We start from the raw sequence: 17,900 nt of genomic DNA, 5'->3' as shown, positions 1-17,900 counted from the left end.
AAGCGTAGTTTTGACCTATGAACGGTTCACCGGAAACATCACCGCCGGAACTGAAGTCCAGTGCGGCGACACCGGCGGACGCGGCCCTGCCGGCCGGTGAGGAAGCCGCGTTTCCGGTCCGCCGGGTGGATACGGTGTCCCTGAAGGCCCTCGCCCACCCGTTGCGCGTACAGATCCTGGAGATGCTTTCGCGTTACGGCGCGCAGACCGCCTGCAGCCTGGGTGAACTGCTCAACGAATCCAGCGGTTCAACCAGCTACCACCTTCGCCAGCTCGCCAAGCATGACTTTGTCCGCGAGGTGGAAGGCAAGGGCACCGCGCGGGAGCGCTGGTGGGAGCGTCCCCGTGGCGCCATCCAGATCACATCCCCGGAACTGGCGACGTCCCCGGCAACGGAAGAGGCATCGAGGCTGGTCACCCGGGAATTCGAGCACAGCCGGCAGGCCGTGCTGGCCGACTTCATGGCCCACGGCAGTGAAGCCCTCGACGCCGAATGGCTCCACGCCGCCCTCATAAGCACTGCCAATGCCCGTCTCACTGCGGGCCAGCTGGCCAGGTACACCCACGCCCTGGAGGCGTACGGCCACCGCGTGCTGGAGGAAATCCGTGCCGAGGGCGAGCAGGAAGGCGCCAGGCCAGTCCAGATCCATCTCAATGCATTTCCCATCCTCGGCGTGCCCGCTTCGGCAGGAAGCCGGAGCCGCACGTCAAGGACCGCACCCCAGGAAAGTCCCGAAAGGAAACAGCCATGAGCACACTCTCCGCCACCGGTTCAGCCGCGTGCGGCCCCTACCGCCGTCCCACGGTCATCGAGTCGGCTGCAGCCAGGCTGGGTGCAGCGCTGGTCCGCTGGGCCGAGCGCCGGCGTGTCATCCTCTCCGACTGGGCGGAACGCGAGCGGGCCGCAACCCTCCGCCGCGAGCAGTTGGACGTCCTGCGGAGCGACGTCATGGGCACCGCGCATTCGGGGCTCTACATCTGGCATTAGGCGCCGCTTGGCATTAGGCGCCGCAGGCGCCCACCCGCAAGGCTCTCAGTCCGGCGGCTCAGTCAGTCCGGCGGCTCAGTCGGGCAGCGGGCCGTGGTTCCCCTGCATGTGGTCGAACACCAGGGTGGTTTCGGTATGGCCCACCACGGGGTCGGTTGCCAGGTTGTCCAGTACCCAGTCGCGCAGGTCTTCGGTGGTGGCCACGGCAATGTGCAGCAGGTAGTCCACCGAACCGGAGGTGTGGAAGGTGGAGAGCACTGCAGGCAGCTTGGGCACCCGGGAGGTAAACCGGTCAATCTGTTCCCGGTCGTGGGCGCGGAGCCTGACGGCGATGAGTGCCTGAACGGACCGGCCGATCGCGGACAGGCTCAGTTTCGCCTCAAAACCCTGGATGATGCCGCGTTCGGACAGCGCCCGGGTGCGCATGAGCGCCGTGGACGGGGCAATGCCCACGAGCTCGGCAAGCTGCTTGTTCGAAATTCGCGCGTCTTCCACCAGGGCGGCCAGCAGCCGCTCGTCAATGGCGTCCAGCGGTTCCGTCCCAGCTCCAAGCCGAATATTCTTCGCACTGCTGCTCACAGGGCCTCCTCAAAGTGTTATGAGTTCATCATAAACTCCGCTTTCCGACAGTTCCATTCATTCCCTCTGTGAAACTCCGAATTATTGCCAGATACTTGCCGGATTCAATGGCGAATAATTCATAAGGAGTCCCGTGCTTTCTCGCGATTCACTGGCTGTGCATGCCGGCCGGAACGGCCTCACCGAACAGGGCGTGCACGCCGTACCGATTGACCTGTCCACCACCGCGCCGCTTCCGTCCGTCCACGACGGCGGCCAGGCCTACGAACAGATGGCCACCGGAGGCGTGCACCTGGAAGGCCAGAGCACCGTCTACCAGCGGCTGTGGAACCCCACGGTCGCCCGCTTCGAGGACGGCGTCGCGGCCCTGGAAGGTGCACCGGAAGCGGTGGCCTTCGCCACCGGGATGGCCGCCCTGAGTGCCGCGCTACTTGCCACGGTCGCCGCCGGAAAGAAGCACGTTGTGGCGGTCCGTCCGCTGTACGGCGGCAGCGACCACATCCTCGCTTCGGGTGTCCTGGGCACGGAAGTGACGTTCAGTTCGGCGGACGGCGTCCGCGCAGCCTTGCGCCCCGACACCGGACTGGTGATTGTGGAAACGCCGGCCAACCCCAGCCTGGAACTCGTGGACATCGCGCGGCTGGCGGCCGACGCGGACGGCGTCCCGCTGCTGGTGGACAACACCTTCGCCAGCCCCGTGCTGCAGCAGCCCCTGGCGCACGGCGCCACGCTGGTCCTGCACAGTGCCACCAAGTTCCTCGGCGGCCACGGGGATGCCATGGGCGGGGTCATAGCGGCTTGCCCGGAGTGGACCACGCGGCTCCGCCAGGTCCGTGCCGTCACCGGCGGCATCCTGACCCCCTGGCCGGCCTACCTGCTGCACCGGGGACTGGCCACTCTTCCCGTGCGGGTGCGGGCGCAACAGGCAACCGCCCACAAAGTTGCCACTGCGCTTGCAGGGCACGGGCTGGTCAAGGATGTTTTCTACCCTGGGCTGCCGGAGTGCGATCCGCTGGGCCTGGTGGGGACGCAGATGTCAGGCCCCGGTTCGCTGATGGCCTTTGAGCTGGCCAGCGCGGAACACGCGGAGAGGATCCCGCCGGCTGTCAGGATGATCACCCATGCCGTTTCGCTCGGCGGGATCGACACCCTCATCCAGCACCCGGCGGGGCTGACCCACCGGCCGGTTGCCGCCGAGGCCAAGCCCCATGCGCGGCTGCTCCGGCTTTCCGTCGGGCTGGAGGATTCCGCGGATATCGTGGCGGACCTTGTGCAGGCAATCGAAGGGACGCGCTAGCTGCCGGGTTTCCCTTGCCGGGCACCGGAGGCGGGATGTACGACGGCGGTGATCACCGCCGTCGTACATCCCAGCCCGATGACGGTCAGCGCCAGGGCGGTCCAGCCGAGGGACTGGAACACCAAGCCGCCGGCCCACCCGATGGCACTGGACCCAAGGTAGTAGGCCAGGTTGTAGAGCGAAGCCGCCTGCGCCCGGCCGGTGGTGGCTATTCCTCCGGTCCAGCCCGCCCCGATGCTGTGCGCCGCGAAGAATCCGCCGGTGAACAGCAGGAGCCCGGCCAGGATCAGGAGGAGGACTTGCGTCAGGGTCAGTGCCAGGCCCAGGACCATCAGCACGATCCCGGCCAGCAGGATGGTCCGGCGGCCGAACTTCACGGTGAGGCCGGCCGCCAGCCGTGAGGTCACGGTTCCGGAGAGGTAGGCCACGAATATGAGGCTGATCACCGTAGCGGGGAGCCCGAACGGCTCCCCGGAGAGCCGGAACCCGAGGTAGTTGTAGACCGCGACGAAGCCGCCCATCAGCAGGAACGCCTGGACGTAGAGGGCCAGCAGTCGGGGATTGCGCAGATGGCCGGCCAGTGTTCTGGCCGCCCCGCGGAATCCGCTGGCGGCCGCCGGGGTGAAGCCTTGTGCCTTGGGCACCAGGACCAGGAACAGGACCGCGGCCACCGCCGCAAGGACGGAGACGGCCAGCGCCGCTGCACGCCATCCCCACAGTTCACCCACAGGCCCGGCCACCAGCCGTCCGGCGAGCCCGCCCAACGTGGTGCCCGCGACGTAGCTCCCGGCGGCCAGGGCGGCGTGCGCCTTGTGGACTTCCTCGTTCAGGTAGGCAATGGCGATCGCGGGAATGCCGCCCAGTGCCATGCCCTCGAGCAGCCGGAGCCCCAGGAGAATGGGAAAAGTGGAAGCCAGGGGGACCATGAGGCCAAGGACCGTCGCGGCGGAGATGCCGAGGGTCATGGCCCGGATGCGGCCGATCCGGTCCGCGAGGAAGGACCACGGGATGACCGTGACGGCCAGGCCCACCGTGGCCAGGGAGATGGTGAGGGCCGCCTCGGCAGCGGACACCCGCAGCTCAGTGGCCATGATGGGCAGCACGGCCTGCGTGGAGTAGAGCTGCGCGAACGTCGCCACACCGGCAAACGCGAGTCCTGCCAGCAGCCGTCCGTAGGCCGCCGAACCCTTCGGGTGGCCGTCCCACGGCTCCAGCCTGGACATGGTGTGCGTTGAGAGCAGCGGCATGAACCCAGCGTAGGTCGCCATCAGACATGCTTCCAATGCATGATTTACATAGAACAAATGCCGAATACGGATTGATTGACGGAGGTGCCGGATGGACATCGAGCACAAACAGCTGGTGCAGCTGCTGCCGCTGCTTCCCATCCTGTCCGAACTCGGGCGGACCCAGCATGTGACCGAAACGGCCGAACTGCTGGGCGTGCCGCAGTCCACAGTCAGCCGCGCGCTCGCCCGCGCCAGCGCGGTGGTGGGCACCGAACTGCTGGTCCGCGACGGCCGGGGAGTCCGGCTCACCCCGGCAGCCAAGGCGCTGCTGCCGTACATCGACGCCGCCCTGGACGAGTTCCGGACCGGCCTGGACCTGGTCCGGCATGAATCCGAGGTGGTGCGCGGCCGGATAGCCGTGGCGTTCCAGCACACCTTCGGCGAGGGCACGCTGCCGCTGCTGATCAGTGCCTTCCGCAGCCGCCATCCGCAAACGGCCTTCGACCTCAGCCAGGGCGCGCGCGACGGCTGCCTCGCGGAACTCGCCGGGGGAACGGCGGACCTGGCACTCACGGCTCCCGTCGCGCCCGCCAGCCGGAGCATCGGCTCGGCCGCACTCTACCGGGAACCGCTGCGGCTGGTGGTCCACCATGAGCACCGTCTGGCCGGCCGAAAAACAGCACAGCTTGCGGAGATCAGGCAGGACCCGTTCGTGGCCATGGGAGCCGGGTTCGGGATGCGATCGCTAACGGATGCACTGTTCCGCGAGGCGGGATTCCGCCCGCGCATCGCCTTCGAAAGCCAGGACTCCCACACGGTCCGCGGCCTTGTTTCCGCCGGGCTGGGCGTCAGCATCCTTCCGCCCGGCGGATTGGCGCCCGGGCGGACGGTGAGTCCGCTCACCGGCAACCTGGGCTGGGTGGAGGTGCCGCTGGAATCGGGGCTGGCCTTCCGCGAAATCGGTCTTGCATGGCGCGAACGCCGCGGCGGCCAGGAGGCCGAGCCGGACCAAGTCAGGCTGTTCCGCGAGATGGTCCTGGCCGACGGGCCGGCGCTGCTGGCAGGGCTGGTCCGGGCGCGCTCCGGGTGATGACCGGCCGATCCGGTGTGTTTCGTGCAGCGCCGGCCGTTGGGCAGACGGCAACTCAGGCCAGCGCCGACCCCGCCAGCAGCCCTGCCATGATTGCCGCGACAGGACCTTCCGAAGCCTGCCTCCACCCGGTTCCCGCCCACAGGTTCAGCCGCTCCGGATCGCCCGCTGCGGCTGCCGCTGCCCGGATCGGGGCAGTCAGGTGGTGAATCGCAGGGTATCCCTCGGGGGCATCCCCGTGGTCCAGCACGAAAGAGTTGGCAAGCGCGCGGGCCTGCCGGCCGGTGAAGGCGCGGGTCAGGCGTGTTTCCGTGAAGCGGGGGCTGGCGAGGGCGTCCTTGTGGAGCTGGCGTGCCCCGCTTTCGTCGCTGCGGACGAAGGCCGTGCCCAGCTGGGCAGCGGATGCGCCCGCGGCCAGCACAGCGTCCAGCCCGGCGGAATCCATGATCCCGCCGGCCGCAACCAGCGGGACGCCGACGGCGGCACGCACCGAGGCGAGCAGCTCCGCCGTCGTCAGGGTTCCGGGGGAGGCGGCCCCGCCTGCCGGCGGCAGAAACGCGCCGCTGTGGCCGCCCGCACTGGCATGCTGGACCGCCAGGAGGTCGGCACCCCGCTCCACGGCGAGTAGGGCCTCGGCGGTGTTCGTGACGGTCGCCAGGACCGCGGAGCCCGCCCGCTTTAACGCACGCACCTCGTCCCTCTCCGGCAGCCCGAAGGTAAAACTGACGAACTCCACCGGGTCTTCGAGCAGGGCGTCCACCTTGTCCTGCCACAGATCATCGTCATCCAGGCGCAGCCCGGGAAGGCTTACCCCGTACCGCCGGGCATCCGGCTCGAGGCTCTGCCGGTAGTCCTCCAGCTCCCGGACTGCCGGGGCCGAAGGGTTCAGCTGTGCCCGGTCGGGAACGAAGACGTTCATGCCGAACCGGGCCCCGGCGGACCTGAGCTCGCGCATCTCCGCCTGCATGGCCTCCACGGTCTTATAGCCGGCGGCCAGGAAACCCAAACCACCGGACTCAGCAACGGCCTGCACGAATTGCGGCGTCGATGTGCCCCCGGCCATGGGTGCCGCAATGATTCTGGTTCCGAATATGGCGCCCGTCATTCCCTGCTCCTTGTAGCGACTCAGTAGTCTGTTCACGTGACTAATTCTGACAACCTGCCGGCAACGGATTCTGTTCCTTCCACCGGCGCCGGCCACGGCGCGGAGCCCAGTGCAGTAGCCGGTGCCGTGATCGGCCTGGATATCGGCGGCACCAAGACCCGCGGCGTCCGTTTCGAAAACGGACAGGCGGTAGCTGATGAAAGCGTCGGCAGCTCCAATGTGCAGAACGTAAGCCGCGAGGAAGCGGCCCTGCACCTTGCGGAGCTCTTCGGAAGGATCGGCGGCGGCCGGGTCGCCCAGGTCTACGCCGGCGCCGGCGGAATCGACACTGACGAGGATGCAGCTGCGCTCGCAGCGCTCATCGCTCCCCATGTGCCCGGCGCAAAGGTCACGGTGGTCCACGACTCCAGGCTGTTGCTGGCAGCCGGCGGGGCAAGCACCGGAGTGGCAGTCATTGCCGGCACCGGTTCGGCAGCGTGGGGCAAGAATGCGCAGGGCGAGGAAGCCCGGGCTGGCGGTTGGGGCTACCTCCTGGGAGACGAAGGAAGCGGATACTGGCTGGGACGCGAAGCCGTCCGCCACAGCCTTCGCCGGATGAACCAGGGCCTGGAACCGGACGAACTCACCACGGCACTGCTGCGCTCCTGCAACGTTGATGACCCCAACAAGCTGATAGCACTCTTCCACGCGCCTGAAACGGGGCGCCGTTACTGGGCGCAGCAGGCCCGGCTTGTGGTGGAGGCGGCGAACGCCGGCCACGCCCCCAGCCAGGCTCTTGTTGAGCAGGCAGGCGCGGACCTCGCCGGACTGGCGGCCCAGGCACTGCGGAAACTGGGAATCCAGGGCCCGGTGATCCTGGGCAGCGGCCTGGGCATGAACGTCGCGAGGCTTCAGGACGCCTTCAGGCGGAGCCTGGCCGGCGAAGGCGTTACTGACGTGCGCGTGCTGGAGCAGGACCCCGTCTTCGGCGTCCTGCAGCTGGTGGCCGAACAGGGATAGCCGGCGGCGGCAGCCCTCAGGAGCGGGTTTCTCTGGCCCTTCGGCGCCCGGGCAGTCAGGAGCGGGTGCGGGGCCGGAGGCGCACTCCGGGCAACGCCGGAGCCGGGATGCGCCCGGCTTCGGATCCCGCGTCCGGCCCATGACCCCGGACCAGGCCAAAGCGCGCCGCCTCGGCGTCCTGTTCCGTCAGCTCCGCCTGGGCCTGCCAGTCCTGGCGTGCCTGGGCCACCTCATCGTGGGTCCGGCCGACGAAGTTCCACCACATCAGCAGCTCCTCCTGGAACGGTTCGCCGCCCAGCAGGATGAAACGCGTGTCCGGACGTGCATCCAGTTCAAGGACAAGCCGGCCGGTGCCGAGGTAACCCAGCGGGCCCGGCAGAACATCCTGGCCATCGATGGTGAGGGCGCCGTCGAGCACCAGCACGGCGTGCTCGAACTCCGGGTTGAGCGGCAGCGCGACCGGTCCGGTGCAGCTGATGTCGGCGCCGACGATAGGGGAGTACATGGTGGCGGGCGAGACCTTGCCTGCAAAGCTTCCCACCATGACGGTCGCGGTGAAGCCGTCCCCGACCACTTCCGGCAGGTCCCGGTGCTGTTCAAAAGCCGGGGCGCGGTGGCGCTCACCATCGGGGAGGGCGACCCACAGCTGAAGGCCCCGCTGCAGCGGAAGCTCAAATCCCGCGTCGGACGTTCCGTGACCGGAAGTCCCGGCGCCGGCGGCGTCGTCGGTCACTGAATTACGGTGCGGCAGGACGGCGAACTCGGAGTGTGAGACGCCGTGCCCGGCCGTCATGATGTTGAGCTCGCCGGGCCGCACGACGACGTCGCTGCCCACGCTGTCGCGGTGCCTGATGTTGCCGGCGAGCGGCCAGGTCACCGTCTGGAGGCCGGTGTGCGGATGCGGCAGGACTGACATGGCGACGCGGTCCGGTCCGAAGCTGTCCAAAAAGCACCAAGCGCCTACGGTGGGCAGGCCGCGCTGCGGAAGCGTGCGGAAGACATTCATTGCCCGGACTCCGCCCAGCGGAACTTCCCGGGCGGGCCACAACTGCAGGCACGGACCGTTCCCGGCGTAGCCTCCCGGCTGTCCGGGCGGGCACAGTTCTTCTCTGGGGCTTACTTCAAGGTTGGTCACAGACCAACTCTAGGACGAAGGGCTGGTTCCCGGCAGTGGGGGTGCCGGCCGCAGTGGAGGCAAGCCGGAGCGAAGGCAAACCCAGGCTCAGGCAGGCGCGCATTCCCCCTAGCCAAGCCGGGGGCGGACGGCTTACCCTTGAAAAGCCGCCGGACAGAGCGCCGGCGAAGAGGACGGTTGGACCCCGATATCTAACACGGCAACAGGGGGAGGTGGAGATGATGACTGCAATATTCCTGCGCGCCCGGCGCATCAGCAAAGTCATTAATCCTGCCCCGGCCAACCGCACGTCCTGACCCGCACCTTTTGAATCAGCCAGGCTGAACCGCCTGACCGGATCACCGGCGGAGTCCGTGCAACGGGGGCCCCAACAGAGGTTCTTCATTGAAAACTACTTCAGGTCAATTGCTCACCGCAGATTCTTCATCAACCACTACATCACCACCCCGCAACCAGAATCCGGCGAACCCGGGCCCGGAAACGGCGGGCCCGGCGGAGTTCGGTTACACCGCTTCGATAGCCGCGCTGTTCAGCGCCCATCCCGTTCCGGGCGGCGAGAAACCCGGCAGGGTTGTCCGCGTTGACCGGAACAGGGTCCTCGTGGCGGCCGCCGCGGAACTCTGCCACCTGCCCTACCCCTCGGGCGGTGATGTTCCTGCCACCGGGGACTGGGTTTGGCTCGGCGTGAACGCGGCGGGGGAACCGGCCGTTGTCAGTGTGCTGCCCCGGCACTCCGCGCTGACCCGCAAGCGGGCGTTCGAGGCGTCCTCGGAAGCGCAGGTCCTCGGCGCCAACGTGGACGTGGTGGGTGTCGTCGTCCCGGTGGACCGGCCGCTGACGCATAACCGGCTGGAACGGACCCTGGTGGCGGCCTGGGATTCGGGGGCCACGCCGCTGGTGGTCATCACGAAGGCCGACCTCGCCGACATCGCGGATGACGTCGTCGGCAAGGTCATCCGGCAATCCGCCGGCGTGGCCGTTGTCACCACATCGGCCGAGCACGGCGACGGACTCGATGAACTGCTCGGCCACATCCCGGCCGGCGGGACGCTCGTCCTGCTGGGACCATCCGGTGCCGGAAAGTCCACCCTGATCAACGCCCTCGCAGGGCACAGGGTCCAGGAGGTCGGGGCAGCCCGGGCCGGCGATGGCAAGGGCAGGCACACCACGACGTCCCGCGAGCTCGTCCCACTGCCCGGAGGAGCAGTGCTCATGGACACGCCGGGGGTGCGCGGTTTCGGGCTCTTCGACGCGGACGACGGCATGGGCGAAATGTTCGGCGACCTGGAAGAGCTGTTCGGCCAGTGCCGCTTTACCGACTGTGCGCATGACCGGGAACCTGGCTGTGCCGTGCAGGCCGCCCTGGCGGACGAAACCCTTGATGCGCGCCGGTGGGAGAGCTACCTCAAGCTTCAGCGCGAGCTCGCGGCCCTTAACCGGCGGCATGACGCGGCTGCCCGGCGTGCGTACCAGCGCGAGTGGCACCAGAAAGTGGTGGTGGCGGGCAAGAGCCAACGTGCGGCCGAGCGCTACGGGCAGGAAAAGGCCGACGAACGTTCCGCCCGGGACGGGAAGCGCGGCTGGCGGAAGCCCGGGTAGCGCGCGGGATAGGCGGCCGCGGGATGCGTGGCAGGGATGGGTGGCAGGGGGCTGCCACCCATCCAAAATACGGAGGTCACCGAATGCTTACGGTAACCGCGGCACCGCTGACTTTGGCGGGACCGCTCGATACGCTGTGTACTACCTGCTTTACAGCCGAAAATCAGTGAGCTTATGATCTTCTGGCTTGTCCGTCCGATGTTGCCGCCAACAGTTAGGTAAGCCCGGAAATGGCTGAAGCCATGATCGAATTCCAGAGCGTCACCAAGCAGTACCAGAGCGGGCAGCCGGCCGTGGACAACCTGACCATGTCCATAGACAAAGGCTCCATCACGGTGTTTGTTGGTCCGTCCGGCTGTGGGAAGACCACCTCCCTCCGGATGATCAACCGCATGGTCGAACCAACCACTGGCACCATCACTGTGGACGGGAAGGACGTCACCTCCGTGCCCGCCGCGCAGCTGCGCAGGTCCATGGGCTATGTCATGCAGTCCTCGGGACTGATGCCGCACCGTTCGGTGCTGGATAACATCGCCACGGTCCCGCGGCTGAACGGGGTCTCCAAGGCTGAGTCGCGCAAGCGCGCCCAGGAACTGCTCGACGTCGTCGGGCTCGCTTCGGTGCTCGGCAAGCGGTACCCCTCCCAGCTGTCCGGCGGCCAGCAGCAGCGCGTGGGCGTGGCCCGGGCGCTCGCGGCAGATCCGCCGGTACTGCTGATGGACGAACCCTTCAGCGCCGTGGACCCCGTGGTGCGCGACGAGCTCCAGCAGGAGCTCCTCCGCCTCCAGCGGGACCTGGCCAAAACCATCGTTTTCGTCACGCATGACATCGACGAAGCCACCGTGCTCGGTGACAAAGTCGCCGTCTTCGCCACCGGCGGCAAACTGGCCCAGTACGCAACCCCGGAGGAGATCCTCCGGGCCCCGGCCAACGACTTTGTAGCGTCCTTCGTGGGCAGGGACAGGGGTTTCCGCCACTTGGCGTTCAGCCCGTCCGACGGCGTGGTCCTCCACGAGGCTGCCACGGTAAGCCAGGCGGACCTCGGGTCCGCGACGGCTGGCCCTGCCGGCGGTGACTGGCTGCTGGTGGTGGATGCTGACCTGCGCCCGCTGGGCTGGACCGGCCCCGGCGACGGGTCGGTCCTCGTTCCGGGCGGTTCGCTCTTCCGGAAGGGCGACACCCTCCGGCGGGCACTGGATGCAGCGCTGTCCTCCCCTTCGGGGTGGGCGTTGCCGTGGATGCGGACGGCAGGGTTGCCGGTGTCATCAAGGCGGACGAGGTGCTCGCCGTCATCGAATCGGCCCGGCTGATCCGGCAGGACGCTCTCTGATGGAATGGTTCCTGGCCAACAGCGGGCGGGTGTTTGAGCTCGCCGGCCAGCATCTGGTGCTGGCCGTCCTGCCCATGGCATTTGGGCTGCTCCTTTCGATTCCGCTGGCCCAGTTCGCCCGGCGCAACAGGACCTTGCGCTCGGTGGTGGTCACGGCAACGTCCTTGCTCTATACCGTGCCTTCGCTTGCGCTGTTCATCATCCTGCCGTCCATCCTGGGCACCAGGATCCTGGACCCGGTCAACGTGATTGTTGCTCTGACTATCTACGCCGTGGCACTCCTGGTCCGGGCCGCCCTGGACGCCTTTGACTCAGTGGACGAGGACCTCCGCCAGGCTGCCGTGGCCATGGGCTTCAAGCCCGCGGCACGGTTCGTCCAGATTGACCTCCCGCTCTCCCTGCCGGTGCTGTTCGCCGGGTTGCGCGTGGTGTCCGTCAGCAACATCTCGCTGGTGAGCGTGGCTGCGCTGCTGGGCATCGGCAATCTCGGGATGCTCTTCACTTCCGGCCTCCAACGGGGCTTCATCACGGAGGTGCTGGTCGGAATCATTGCCATCCTGGTCCTGGCGCTGGTGATGGACGCTATCCTGGTGGTGCTTGAACGGCTCCTCACGCCGTGGACCAGGGCGGCGGCGAGAACGGACAAGGCCGGAACCGCCTCGGCGGCGGAACGGTTGTCCGATGTCCAGGCCGGCGGTGCCTCCGCATGAGCAACGTATTCACGGACACTTTCGCGTGGCTTGGCAACCCCCTGCACTGGACAGGAAGCGCCGGAATCCCTGCCCGCCTGGCCGAGCACCTGCAGTACACGGGGCTCGTGATGCTGATCGCCACCGCCATCGCGGTCCCCATCGGACTTTACGTCGGCCACACGGGCCGCGGCCGGGTGGCCGTTGTGGCGTTGGCCGGCGCGCTAAGGGCCCTGCCCACGCTCGGCCTGCTGACCCTGTTCGTCCTCCTCGCCGGCATAGGCCTGATGCCGCCCATCTGGGCGCTGGTGATTCTGACCGTGCCACCGCTGCTCGCCGGAACCTATGCCGGGATCGCCAGCGTGGACCGGAATATGGTGGACGCAGCCCGTGCCATGGGCATGACAGAGCTGCAGGTCCTGTTCCGGGCCGAATTCCCCAATGCCCTGACCGTCATGTTCGGCGGGTTCAGGACCGGCGTGCTCCAGGTGATCGCCACCGTGTCTGTGGTTGCCTACATCAACCTCGGCGGCCTTGGCCGGTACCTCTTCGACGGCCTGGTGCTGTCCGATTTTCCGCAGATGCTGGGCGGTTCGCTCCTGATAGCCGGACTGGCGATCGCCGTCGACCTGGTTCTCGCTGTATTCCAGAGGCTGTTCCTGTCCAGGGGAGCCCCTGCCACGCCAGGCCGGAGCCAGCAGGCTCCGGCTGATCTCACAGAGCCCGTGTCCGCGGAGCCTGTTGTTCAAGGAGGTACGTCATGAAGGAAACCCACCACAGAGTCCTGGGCAGGCGCGCATTCGGCGGTCTGGCCGCCGGCGTCGGATTGGCCCTGGCACTTTCGGCATGCGGGGGAAGCTCTAACCCCCTTGGAAGTGCGCCGGCCACGGGCGGTTCGGGGTCAGGGTCTGCGCTGGTGATCGGCTCTGCGGATTTCCCGGAAAGCCAGATCATTGCCGAGGTCTACGCCGGTGCCCTGAACGCCGCAGGCGTGACCGCAAGCACCAAGCCCAACATCGGCTCACGGGAGGTCTACTTCAAAGCTGTCCAGGACGGCTCCGTGGACGTCATCCCCGACTACAGCGGCAACCTCCTGCTGCATGTAAACAAGGAAGCCACCGAAGTTTCAGCCGAGGATATATTCAAGGCACTGCCGGGCAAGTTGCCTGAGGGCCTGGCCGTACTGGAGGCCTCCAAGGCCGAAGACAAAGACGCCATGGTGGTGACCAAGGCGACGGCTGAAAAGTACCAGCTCAAGTCAATCGAAGATCTGGCCAAGGTCTGCAGCCAAATTGTGGTCGGTGCTCCGGCAACCTTTGCCGAGCGTGCCTACGGCCTGCCCGGCCTCAAGAAAAACTACAACTGCGAGCCCAAGAAGCTCGAACCGTTCAGCGACGGTGGCGGCCCCATCACGGTCAAGGCGCTGCTCGAGGACCAGGTCCAGGTAGCCGACATCTACACCACCACGCCTGCCATCGCCGACAATGACCTGGTTGTTCTGGAAGACCCGAAGGACAACTTCATCGCCCAGCAGGTCCTCCCGCTGTACAACAAGTCCAAGATGACGGACAAGGCCAAGGAAGCACTCAACTCCGTGTCCAAGATCCTCACCACGGATGACCTGATCAACCTCAACCGCGCAGTCAGCGGCACCCAGAAGCAGAACCCGAAGGACGCTGCGGCCGCCTGGCTCAAGGACAAGGGCCTGGTTAAGTAACCCGGGACCGACGGCGCCTCCCGGACCTCACGGGTCCGGAAGGCGCCGCCGTCGTTTCCGTCTGTGTTTGCACGGCCGCTACATTGCCCGTTCCGATGTGAGTCAAGTCTCAGCGGAAGAACATCCTCCATATGGCATATTTGATGGATGGCAGAATTCAAGCAGTCCACCAAGCTTCATAATGTCCTCTACGACATCCGTGGACCGATCCTTCAGGCCGCCCAGCAGATGGAGGCAGAGGGTCACCGCATCCTCAAACTGAACATCGGAAACCCGGCCCCTTTTGGCTTTGAAGCGCCGGACGCCATCCTGGTGGACATGATCCGCCACCTGCCGCACGCCCAGGGCTACAGTGACTCGCGCGGCATATTCTCTGCCCGGACCGCAGTGTCCCAGTACTACCAGACCCGCGGGATCCAGAACATCCACGTCGACGACATCTACCTGGGCAACGGTGTCAGCGAACTGATCACCATGTCCCTCATGGCGCTGCTCGACGACGGTGACGAGGTCCTCATTCCCACCCCGGACTACCCGCTGTGGACTGCCTCGGTGGCCCTGGCGAGCGGGCGGCCCGTGCACTACCTGTGCGACGAGGAATCGGGCTGGCAGCCGGACCTGGAGGACCTCGAGTCCAAGATCACGCCGCGCACCAAGGGCATCGTGGTGATCAACCCGAACAACCCCACCGGTGCCGTGTACCCGGAGGAGACCCTCAAGAAAATTGTGGCCCTGGCCGAGAAGCACGGTCTGGTCCTGTTCGCGGACGAAATCTACGAAAAGATCCTTTACGAGGACGCCGTCCACGTGAACCTGGCCGGCCTGACCGGTGACGACGTGCTGTGCCTGACCTTCAGCGGCCTTTCCAAGGCCTACCGGGTGTGCGGGTACCGGGCCGGCTGGATGGCGATCTCCGGGCCGAAGAAGGACGCCTCCGACTACCTCGAAGGCATCAGCCTGCTGGCCAACATGCGGTTGTGCGCCAATGTGCCCGCCCAGCACGCCATCCAGACGGCACTGGGCGGATACCAGAGCATCAACGACCTGATACTGCCCGGCGGGCGGCTGCTGGAACAGCGCAACAAGGCCTACGATCTGCTCAACGCCATCCCCGGCGTCAGCACACAGCAGGCAAGGGGTGCGCTGTACCTATTCCCCAAACTGGATCCCGAGGTCTACCACATCCGCGACGACGAGAAGTTCGTCCTGGACCTGCTCCGCGAGCAGAAAATCCTGGTTTCGCACGGTAGGGCGTTCAACTGGGTCCGGCCCGACCACTTCCGGATGGTCACGCTGCCCAATGTGAAGGACATCGAAGAGGCAATTGGCCGCATGGGGACTTCCTGAGCAGGTACCAGGGGAACTAGCCTGATGGCAGCAATGCCGCCCGGTATATCCCGGGCGGCGGCAGCCGGAACGTGCCGCGTTGAGGCGGCCCCAGGTCTGGTGGAACATCGGCGGAAGGCTTCACATGGCAGGCAACGAAGATTTCGACAAACACCCCTCCGGGATCCTGGCCGCGGGTGACGGATTTAGGTTGGCCGATGTGGATCCTGATTCCACCCCGGGCTATCCGGGCGACAAAGCGGATGGCCGGGCACTTCTTGCCGACCTGGACGGGAAGCTCACTACCCTCCAGGAGAAGCTGTTCGCCGAAGCCAAGTTTGGTGGCACCAAGCGAATCCTCCTGATCCTCCAGGCCATGGACACGGCGGGCAAGGGCGGCATCGTTGCCCACGTGGTGGGTGCCATGGACGCGCAGGGTGTGCAGCTCAAGGCATTCAAGGCACCCACTGACGAGGAAAAATCCTACGATTTCCTGTGGCGGATCGAGAAGGAAGTTCCCGCGGCCGGGATGGTGGGTGTCTTCGACCGGTCCCACTACGAGGATGTGCTCATTCACCGCGTTCACGGCTGGGCCTCCCCGGATGAACTGGAGCGACGCTACACCGCGATCAACGAATTCGAAGCCAGGCTTTCGGCCTCCGGCACCCGAATCATCAAGGTCATGCTGAACATCAGCCGGGATGAACAGAAATCCCGCCTGCTTGCGCGGCTGGACGATCCCTCGAAGCACTGGAAATACAGCAGCGGCGACCTGAAGGAGCGCGCCTTCTGGGACGACTATATGGCCGCTTACCAGGCAGCTTTCGATAAAACCCACACCAAGGTTGCGCCATGGCACGTGGTGCCGGCGAACAAGAAGTGGTACGCGCGCATCGCCGTACAGCAACTGCTCCTGCAGGCAATGGAAGACCTGAAACTGGAGTGGCCTCCCGCCGAGTTCGACGTGGACATGGAGCGCAGCCTGGTGGAGAGGTCCTGACGGGCCGGTATTGCCGTGCCGTGCCGTGCAGTGCAGTGCAGTGCAGGCGCAGGAGCCCGGACTAGGACTCCGGACCGGCCTGGTTCCTCGCGGCGGCGAGCCGTTTGCGTGCGCCCTCAAGCCATTCCTCGCAGCGTTTGGCCAGGGCCTCGCCCCGCTCCCACAGCGCGAGTGAGTCTTCCAGGCTTGCGCCGCCGGCTTCAAGTTTGCCCACGACGGCGACCAGCTGCTCGCGGGCTTCCTCATAGCTCAGTGTTTCAATGTCGGCGTTTGGCTTCTGTTCTGCTGCCATTGTGTTGCTCCCTGCATCTGGTTGTTGGATGGTATCTACGCCCGCACTGGAGGGCGCTGCGCTTTTGTGGTGCCGCGCCGCTACGGCCCTGCGCTGATTCAGCTGTCGGAAATGTGGTGGCCGCCGGTCGAGCGGGCGGAAAAGCTGCCGCCTGCGACGCGTACGGACAGATCGGAGCCCTCCGGCGCCTGCGACGGGTGCCGGACCACTGCCTTCGGTCCTTCCGCTCCTGTGTCCGGCCCGGCCACCTGCACCACGGCATAGCCGCGGTCGAGGGTTTGCTGTGGTGAGAGCGACCGTACCTGATTGCGGAGGTGCAGGATCTGGTCGGCGGACCTCACCACCGCGGTGCTGATGGCCGCCCGGGAGCGGCTGCTGAGCCGGGCCACGTCCTCCGCGCGGGAACTGACCATGACCTCCGGCGAGGCTAGCACCGGCCGGGAATGCAGGGAGGCCAGCCGCTCGGATTGACGTTCCACGAGCAGAGTCACGCCGCGCCGGAGTTGGTCGCGGGCCTGCCGGACCCTGGCGAGTTCCTCGACGACGTCCGGAACGATTCGCTTGGCGGCATCAGTCGGCGTCGAAGCCCGGAGATCGGCGACATCGTCCAGGATGGGCCGGTCTGCCTCGTGGCCGATGGCGCTGACAACGGGCGTGGACGCGTTAGAGACTGCCCTGATCAGGTCCTCACTGCTGAACGGGAGCAGATCCTCCAATGCGCCGCCGCCCGGGCGATCACAATGACGTCCACATGCGGGTCCTCATCGAGTTCCTTGAGTGCTCCGATGATCTGGTTCACTGCGGTGTTGCCCTGCACAGCCACTTCGCGGATCGCGAATTCGACGGCCGGCCAGCGTAGGGCGGCGTTGCGCAGGACATCCTTCTTGGCATCGGAATCCCGTCCCGTGATCAGACCGATCCTGTGGGGGAGCAGCGGCAGGCGTTTCTTCCTGGAGTCCGCAAAGAGTCCTTCCAGGGACAGCGCGTGGCGGAGCCGTTCAATCCGCGCCAGCAGGTCTCCGAGCCCTACCGGGCGGATATCCTTCACAGACATGTTCAGGCGTCCGGTCTTCAGCCAGAACTCGGCTTTCAGTAGCGCAACAACGCGCGACCCGCGTTCGAGGGGCACCTCCTGGCGGTCCAGCACACTCGACCAGATCGAGGCAGGCAAGGAAATCTCAGCATCGACATCCCTGAGCGTCATGAAGGCGCTGCCGCCGCGGCGGTTCAGCTCAATGACCTGGCCCTCGACCCAGGCCGGGGGCGTGCGGTCGATATGGGCCTTGAGCTTTTGGGACAGCAGCTGCAGGGGCCACGGATTGTCCGGGCTTGTGTCTGCAGCTGTCGCCGGAAGCGTGGTTGCCGCGGGCTTATTGTCAGACACGGGCTGACCGTGTCGGGGTGGTGGCCTGGGGCATGGGAATCCTTTGCGGGTGGCGGGCATCAAACCGAATCAACTCTATCCATAGCTCTACCACTGTCCGCCGACATTTTTGCTTCCCCGCCTGCACCCCTAGGATGGCAG

General features: G+C 66.5%; 15 protein-coding genes and 3 pseudogenes. 12 read left to right on the top strand and 6 right to left on the bottom strand.

Going from position 1 to position 17,900, the window contains the following annotated elements; all coding sequences use genetic code 11:
- Positions 1–17: 17 nt before the first annotated feature.
- Positions 18–752 (top strand): helix-turn-helix domain-containing protein, encoded by a 735-nt coding sequence (locus FCN77_RS18385; RefSeq protein WP_254678623.1) that lies wholly within the window; start codon positions 18–20, stop codon positions 750–752.
- Positions 749–988 (top strand): 2-nitropropane dioxygenase, encoded by a 240-nt coding sequence (locus tag FCN77_RS18380; protein ID WP_137323428.1) that lies wholly within the window; start codon positions 749–751, stop codon positions 986–988. Before FCN77_RS18385 ends, FCN77_RS18380 begins: the two co-directional genes overlap by 4 nt.
- A gap of 75 nt (positions 989–1,063) precedes the next feature.
- Here FCN77_RS18380 and FCN77_RS18375 read toward each other — a convergent pair whose 3' ends face one another.
- A complete protein-coding gene (locus tag FCN77_RS18375) occupies positions 1,064–1,567 on the bottom strand; it encodes an Lrp/AsnC family transcriptional regulator (RefSeq protein WP_137323427.1) in 504 nt (167 codons plus the stop codon).
- Positions 1,568–1,700: 133 nt separating this feature from the next.
- Between FCN77_RS18375 and FCN77_RS18370 the strand changes: the two genes are divergently transcribed.
- A complete protein-coding gene (locus tag FCN77_RS18370) occupies positions 1,701–2,864 on the top strand; it encodes a PLP-dependent aspartate aminotransferase family protein (protein WP_175417309.1) in 1,164 nt (387 codons plus the stop codon).
- Here the strand turns inward: FCN77_RS18370 and FCN77_RS18365 are convergent.
- Positions 2,861–4,111: an MFS transporter gene (locus FCN77_RS18365; RefSeq protein ID WP_137324851.1), complete on the bottom strand. Its 1,251-nt coding sequence runs from the start codon at positions 4,109–4,111 to the stop codon at positions 2,861–2,863. The genes FCN77_RS18370 and FCN77_RS18365 overlap by 4 nt on opposite strands.
- A gap of 91 nt (positions 4,112–4,202) precedes the next feature.
- Here FCN77_RS18365 and FCN77_RS18360 point away from each other — a divergent pair, with 91 nt between their 5' ends.
- A complete protein-coding gene (locus tag FCN77_RS18360; RefSeq protein WP_137323426.1) occupies positions 4,203–5,183 on the top strand; it encodes a LysR family transcriptional regulator in 981 nt (326 codons plus the stop codon).
- 55 nt (positions 5,184–5,238) lie between these two features.
- Here FCN77_RS18360 and FCN77_RS18355 read toward each other — a convergent pair whose 3' ends face one another.
- Positions 5,239–6,288 carry a nitronate monooxygenase gene (locus tag FCN77_RS18355; RefSeq protein ID WP_175417308.1) on the bottom strand — a complete coding sequence of 350 codons (1,050 nt, stop codon included), beginning with the start codon at positions 6,286–6,288 and terminating at the stop codon, positions 5,239–5,241.
- Positions 6,289–6,324: 36 nt separating this feature from the next.
- Here FCN77_RS18355 and FCN77_RS18350 point away from each other — a divergent pair, with 36 nt between their 5' ends.
- Positions 6,325–7,287, top strand: coding sequence for an N-acetylglucosamine kinase (locus FCN77_RS18350; protein ID WP_254678622.1), 963 nt, complete (start codon positions 6,325–6,327; stop codon positions 7,285–7,287).
- Positions 7,288–7,342: 55 nt separating this feature from the next.
- Here the strand turns inward: FCN77_RS18350 and FCN77_RS18345 are convergent, their stop codons facing one another.
- On the bottom strand, positions 7,343–8,422 hold the full coding sequence (locus FCN77_RS18345) for a pirin family protein (protein ID WP_137323425.1): 1,080 nt from the start codon (positions 8,420–8,422) through the stop codon (positions 7,343–7,345).
- A gap of 384 nt (positions 8,423–8,806) precedes the next feature.
- Here FCN77_RS18345 and rsgA point away from each other — a divergent pair, with 384 nt between their 5' ends.
- The 7 genes and pseudogenes from rsgA to FCN77_RS18310 all read left to right on the top strand — a co-directional run bounded on the left by rsgA (position 8,807) and on the right by FCN77_RS18310 (position 16,083).
- Positions 8,807–10,021, top strand: a complete 1,215-nt coding sequence (gene rsgA, locus FCN77_RS18340; RefSeq protein WP_137323424.1) for a ribosome small subunit-dependent GTPase A — start codon at positions 8,807–8,809, stop codon at positions 10,019–10,021.
- Positions 10,022–10,251: 230 nt separating this feature from the next.
- Positions 10,252–11,351: pseudogene (locus FCN77_RS18335) on the top strand (ABC transporter ATP-binding protein).
- Positions 11,351–12,061, top strand: coding sequence for an ABC transporter permease (locus FCN77_RS18330; RefSeq protein ID WP_137323423.1), 711 nt, complete (start codon positions 11,351–11,353; stop codon positions 12,059–12,061). Before FCN77_RS18335 ends, FCN77_RS18330 begins: the two are co-directional and overlap by 1 nt.
- Positions 12,058–12,804, top strand: a complete 747-nt coding sequence (locus tag FCN77_RS18325; RefSeq protein ID WP_137323422.1) for an ABC transporter permease — start codon at positions 12,058–12,060, stop codon at positions 12,802–12,804. The genes FCN77_RS18330 and FCN77_RS18325 overlap by 4 nt, the downstream gene beginning before the upstream one ends.
- On the top strand, positions 12,801–13,757 hold the full coding sequence (locus tag FCN77_RS18320; RefSeq protein WP_137323421.1) for an ABC transporter substrate-binding protein: 957 nt from the start codon (positions 12,801–12,803) through the stop codon (positions 13,755–13,757). Before FCN77_RS18325 ends, FCN77_RS18320 begins: the two co-directional genes overlap by 4 nt.
- Positions 13,758–13,904: 147 nt before the next feature.
- Positions 13,905–15,124: pseudogene (locus FCN77_RS18315) on the top strand (pyridoxal phosphate-dependent aminotransferase).
- Between the two features lie 104 nt (positions 15,125–15,228).
- Entirely contained in the window at positions 15,229–16,083 is an 855-nt protein-coding gene (locus FCN77_RS18310) for a polyphosphate kinase 2 family protein (RefSeq protein ID WP_137323419.1), read from the top strand.
- Between the two features lie 61 nt (positions 16,084–16,144).
- On the opposite strand, the gene FCN77_RS18305 is transcribed toward FCN77_RS18310, so the two are convergent.
- Positions 16,145–16,375 (bottom strand): exodeoxyribonuclease VII small subunit, encoded by a 231-nt coding sequence (locus tag FCN77_RS18305; protein ID WP_137323418.1) that lies wholly within the window; start codon positions 16,373–16,375, stop codon positions 16,145–16,147.
- Positions 16,376–16,473: 98 nt separating this feature from the next.
- A pseudogene (xseA, locus tag FCN77_RS18300) lies at positions 16,474–17,759 on the bottom strand (exodeoxyribonuclease VII large subunit).
- Positions 17,760–17,900 lie beyond the last annotated feature (141 nt).

The sequence above is a fragment of the Arthrobacter sp. 24S4-2 genome (genome assembly GCF_005280255.1).
Classification (GTDB): domain Bacteria; phylum Actinomycetota; class Actinomycetes; order Actinomycetales; family Micrococcaceae; genus Arthrobacter.
The sequence above is the reverse complement of the archived record's forward strand: the minus strand, read 5'-3'. Positions and strand labels throughout refer to the sequence as shown.

What these genes read in the sequence shown, in the direction of transcription:
- FCN77_RS18385 (WP_254678623.1), top strand. Translation starts at nt 18, where the DNA reads ATGAACGGTTCACCGGAAACATCACCGCCGGAACTGAAGTCCAGTGCG.
- FCN77_RS18380 (WP_137323428.1), top strand. Translation starts at nt 749, where the DNA reads ATGAGCACACTCTCCGCCACCGGTTCAGCCGCGTGCGGCCCCTACCGC.
- FCN77_RS18365 (WP_137324851.1), bottom strand. Translation starts at nt 4,111, where the DNA reads ATGCCGCTGCTCTCAACGCACACCATGTCCAGGCTGGAGCCGTGGGAC.
- FCN77_RS18360 (WP_137323426.1), top strand. Translation starts at nt 4,203, where the DNA reads ATGGACATCGAGCACAAACAGCTGGTGCAGCTGCTGCCGCTGCTTCCC.
- FCN77_RS18355 (WP_175417308.1), bottom strand. Translation starts at nt 6,288, where the DNA reads ATGACGGGCGCCATATTCGGAACCAGAATCATTGCGGCACCCATGGCC.
- FCN77_RS18330 (WP_137323423.1), top strand. Translation starts at nt 11,351, where the DNA reads ATGGAATGGTTCCTGGCCAACAGCGGGCGGGTGTTTGAGCTCGCCGGC.
- FCN77_RS18325 (WP_137323422.1), top strand. Translation starts at nt 12,058, where the DNA reads ATGAGCAACGTATTCACGGACACTTTCGCGTGGCTTGGCAACCCCCTG.
- FCN77_RS18320 (WP_137323421.1), top strand. Translation starts at nt 12,801, where the DNA reads ATGAAGGAAACCCACCACAGAGTCCTGGGCAGGCGCGCATTCGGCGGT.
- FCN77_RS18310 (WP_137323419.1), top strand. Translation starts at nt 15,229, where the DNA reads ATGGCAGGCAACGAAGATTTCGACAAACACCCCTCCGGGATCCTGGCC.
- FCN77_RS18305 (WP_137323418.1), bottom strand. Translation starts at nt 16,375, where the DNA reads ATGGCAGCAGAACAGAAGCCAAACGCCGACATTGAAACACTGAGCTAT.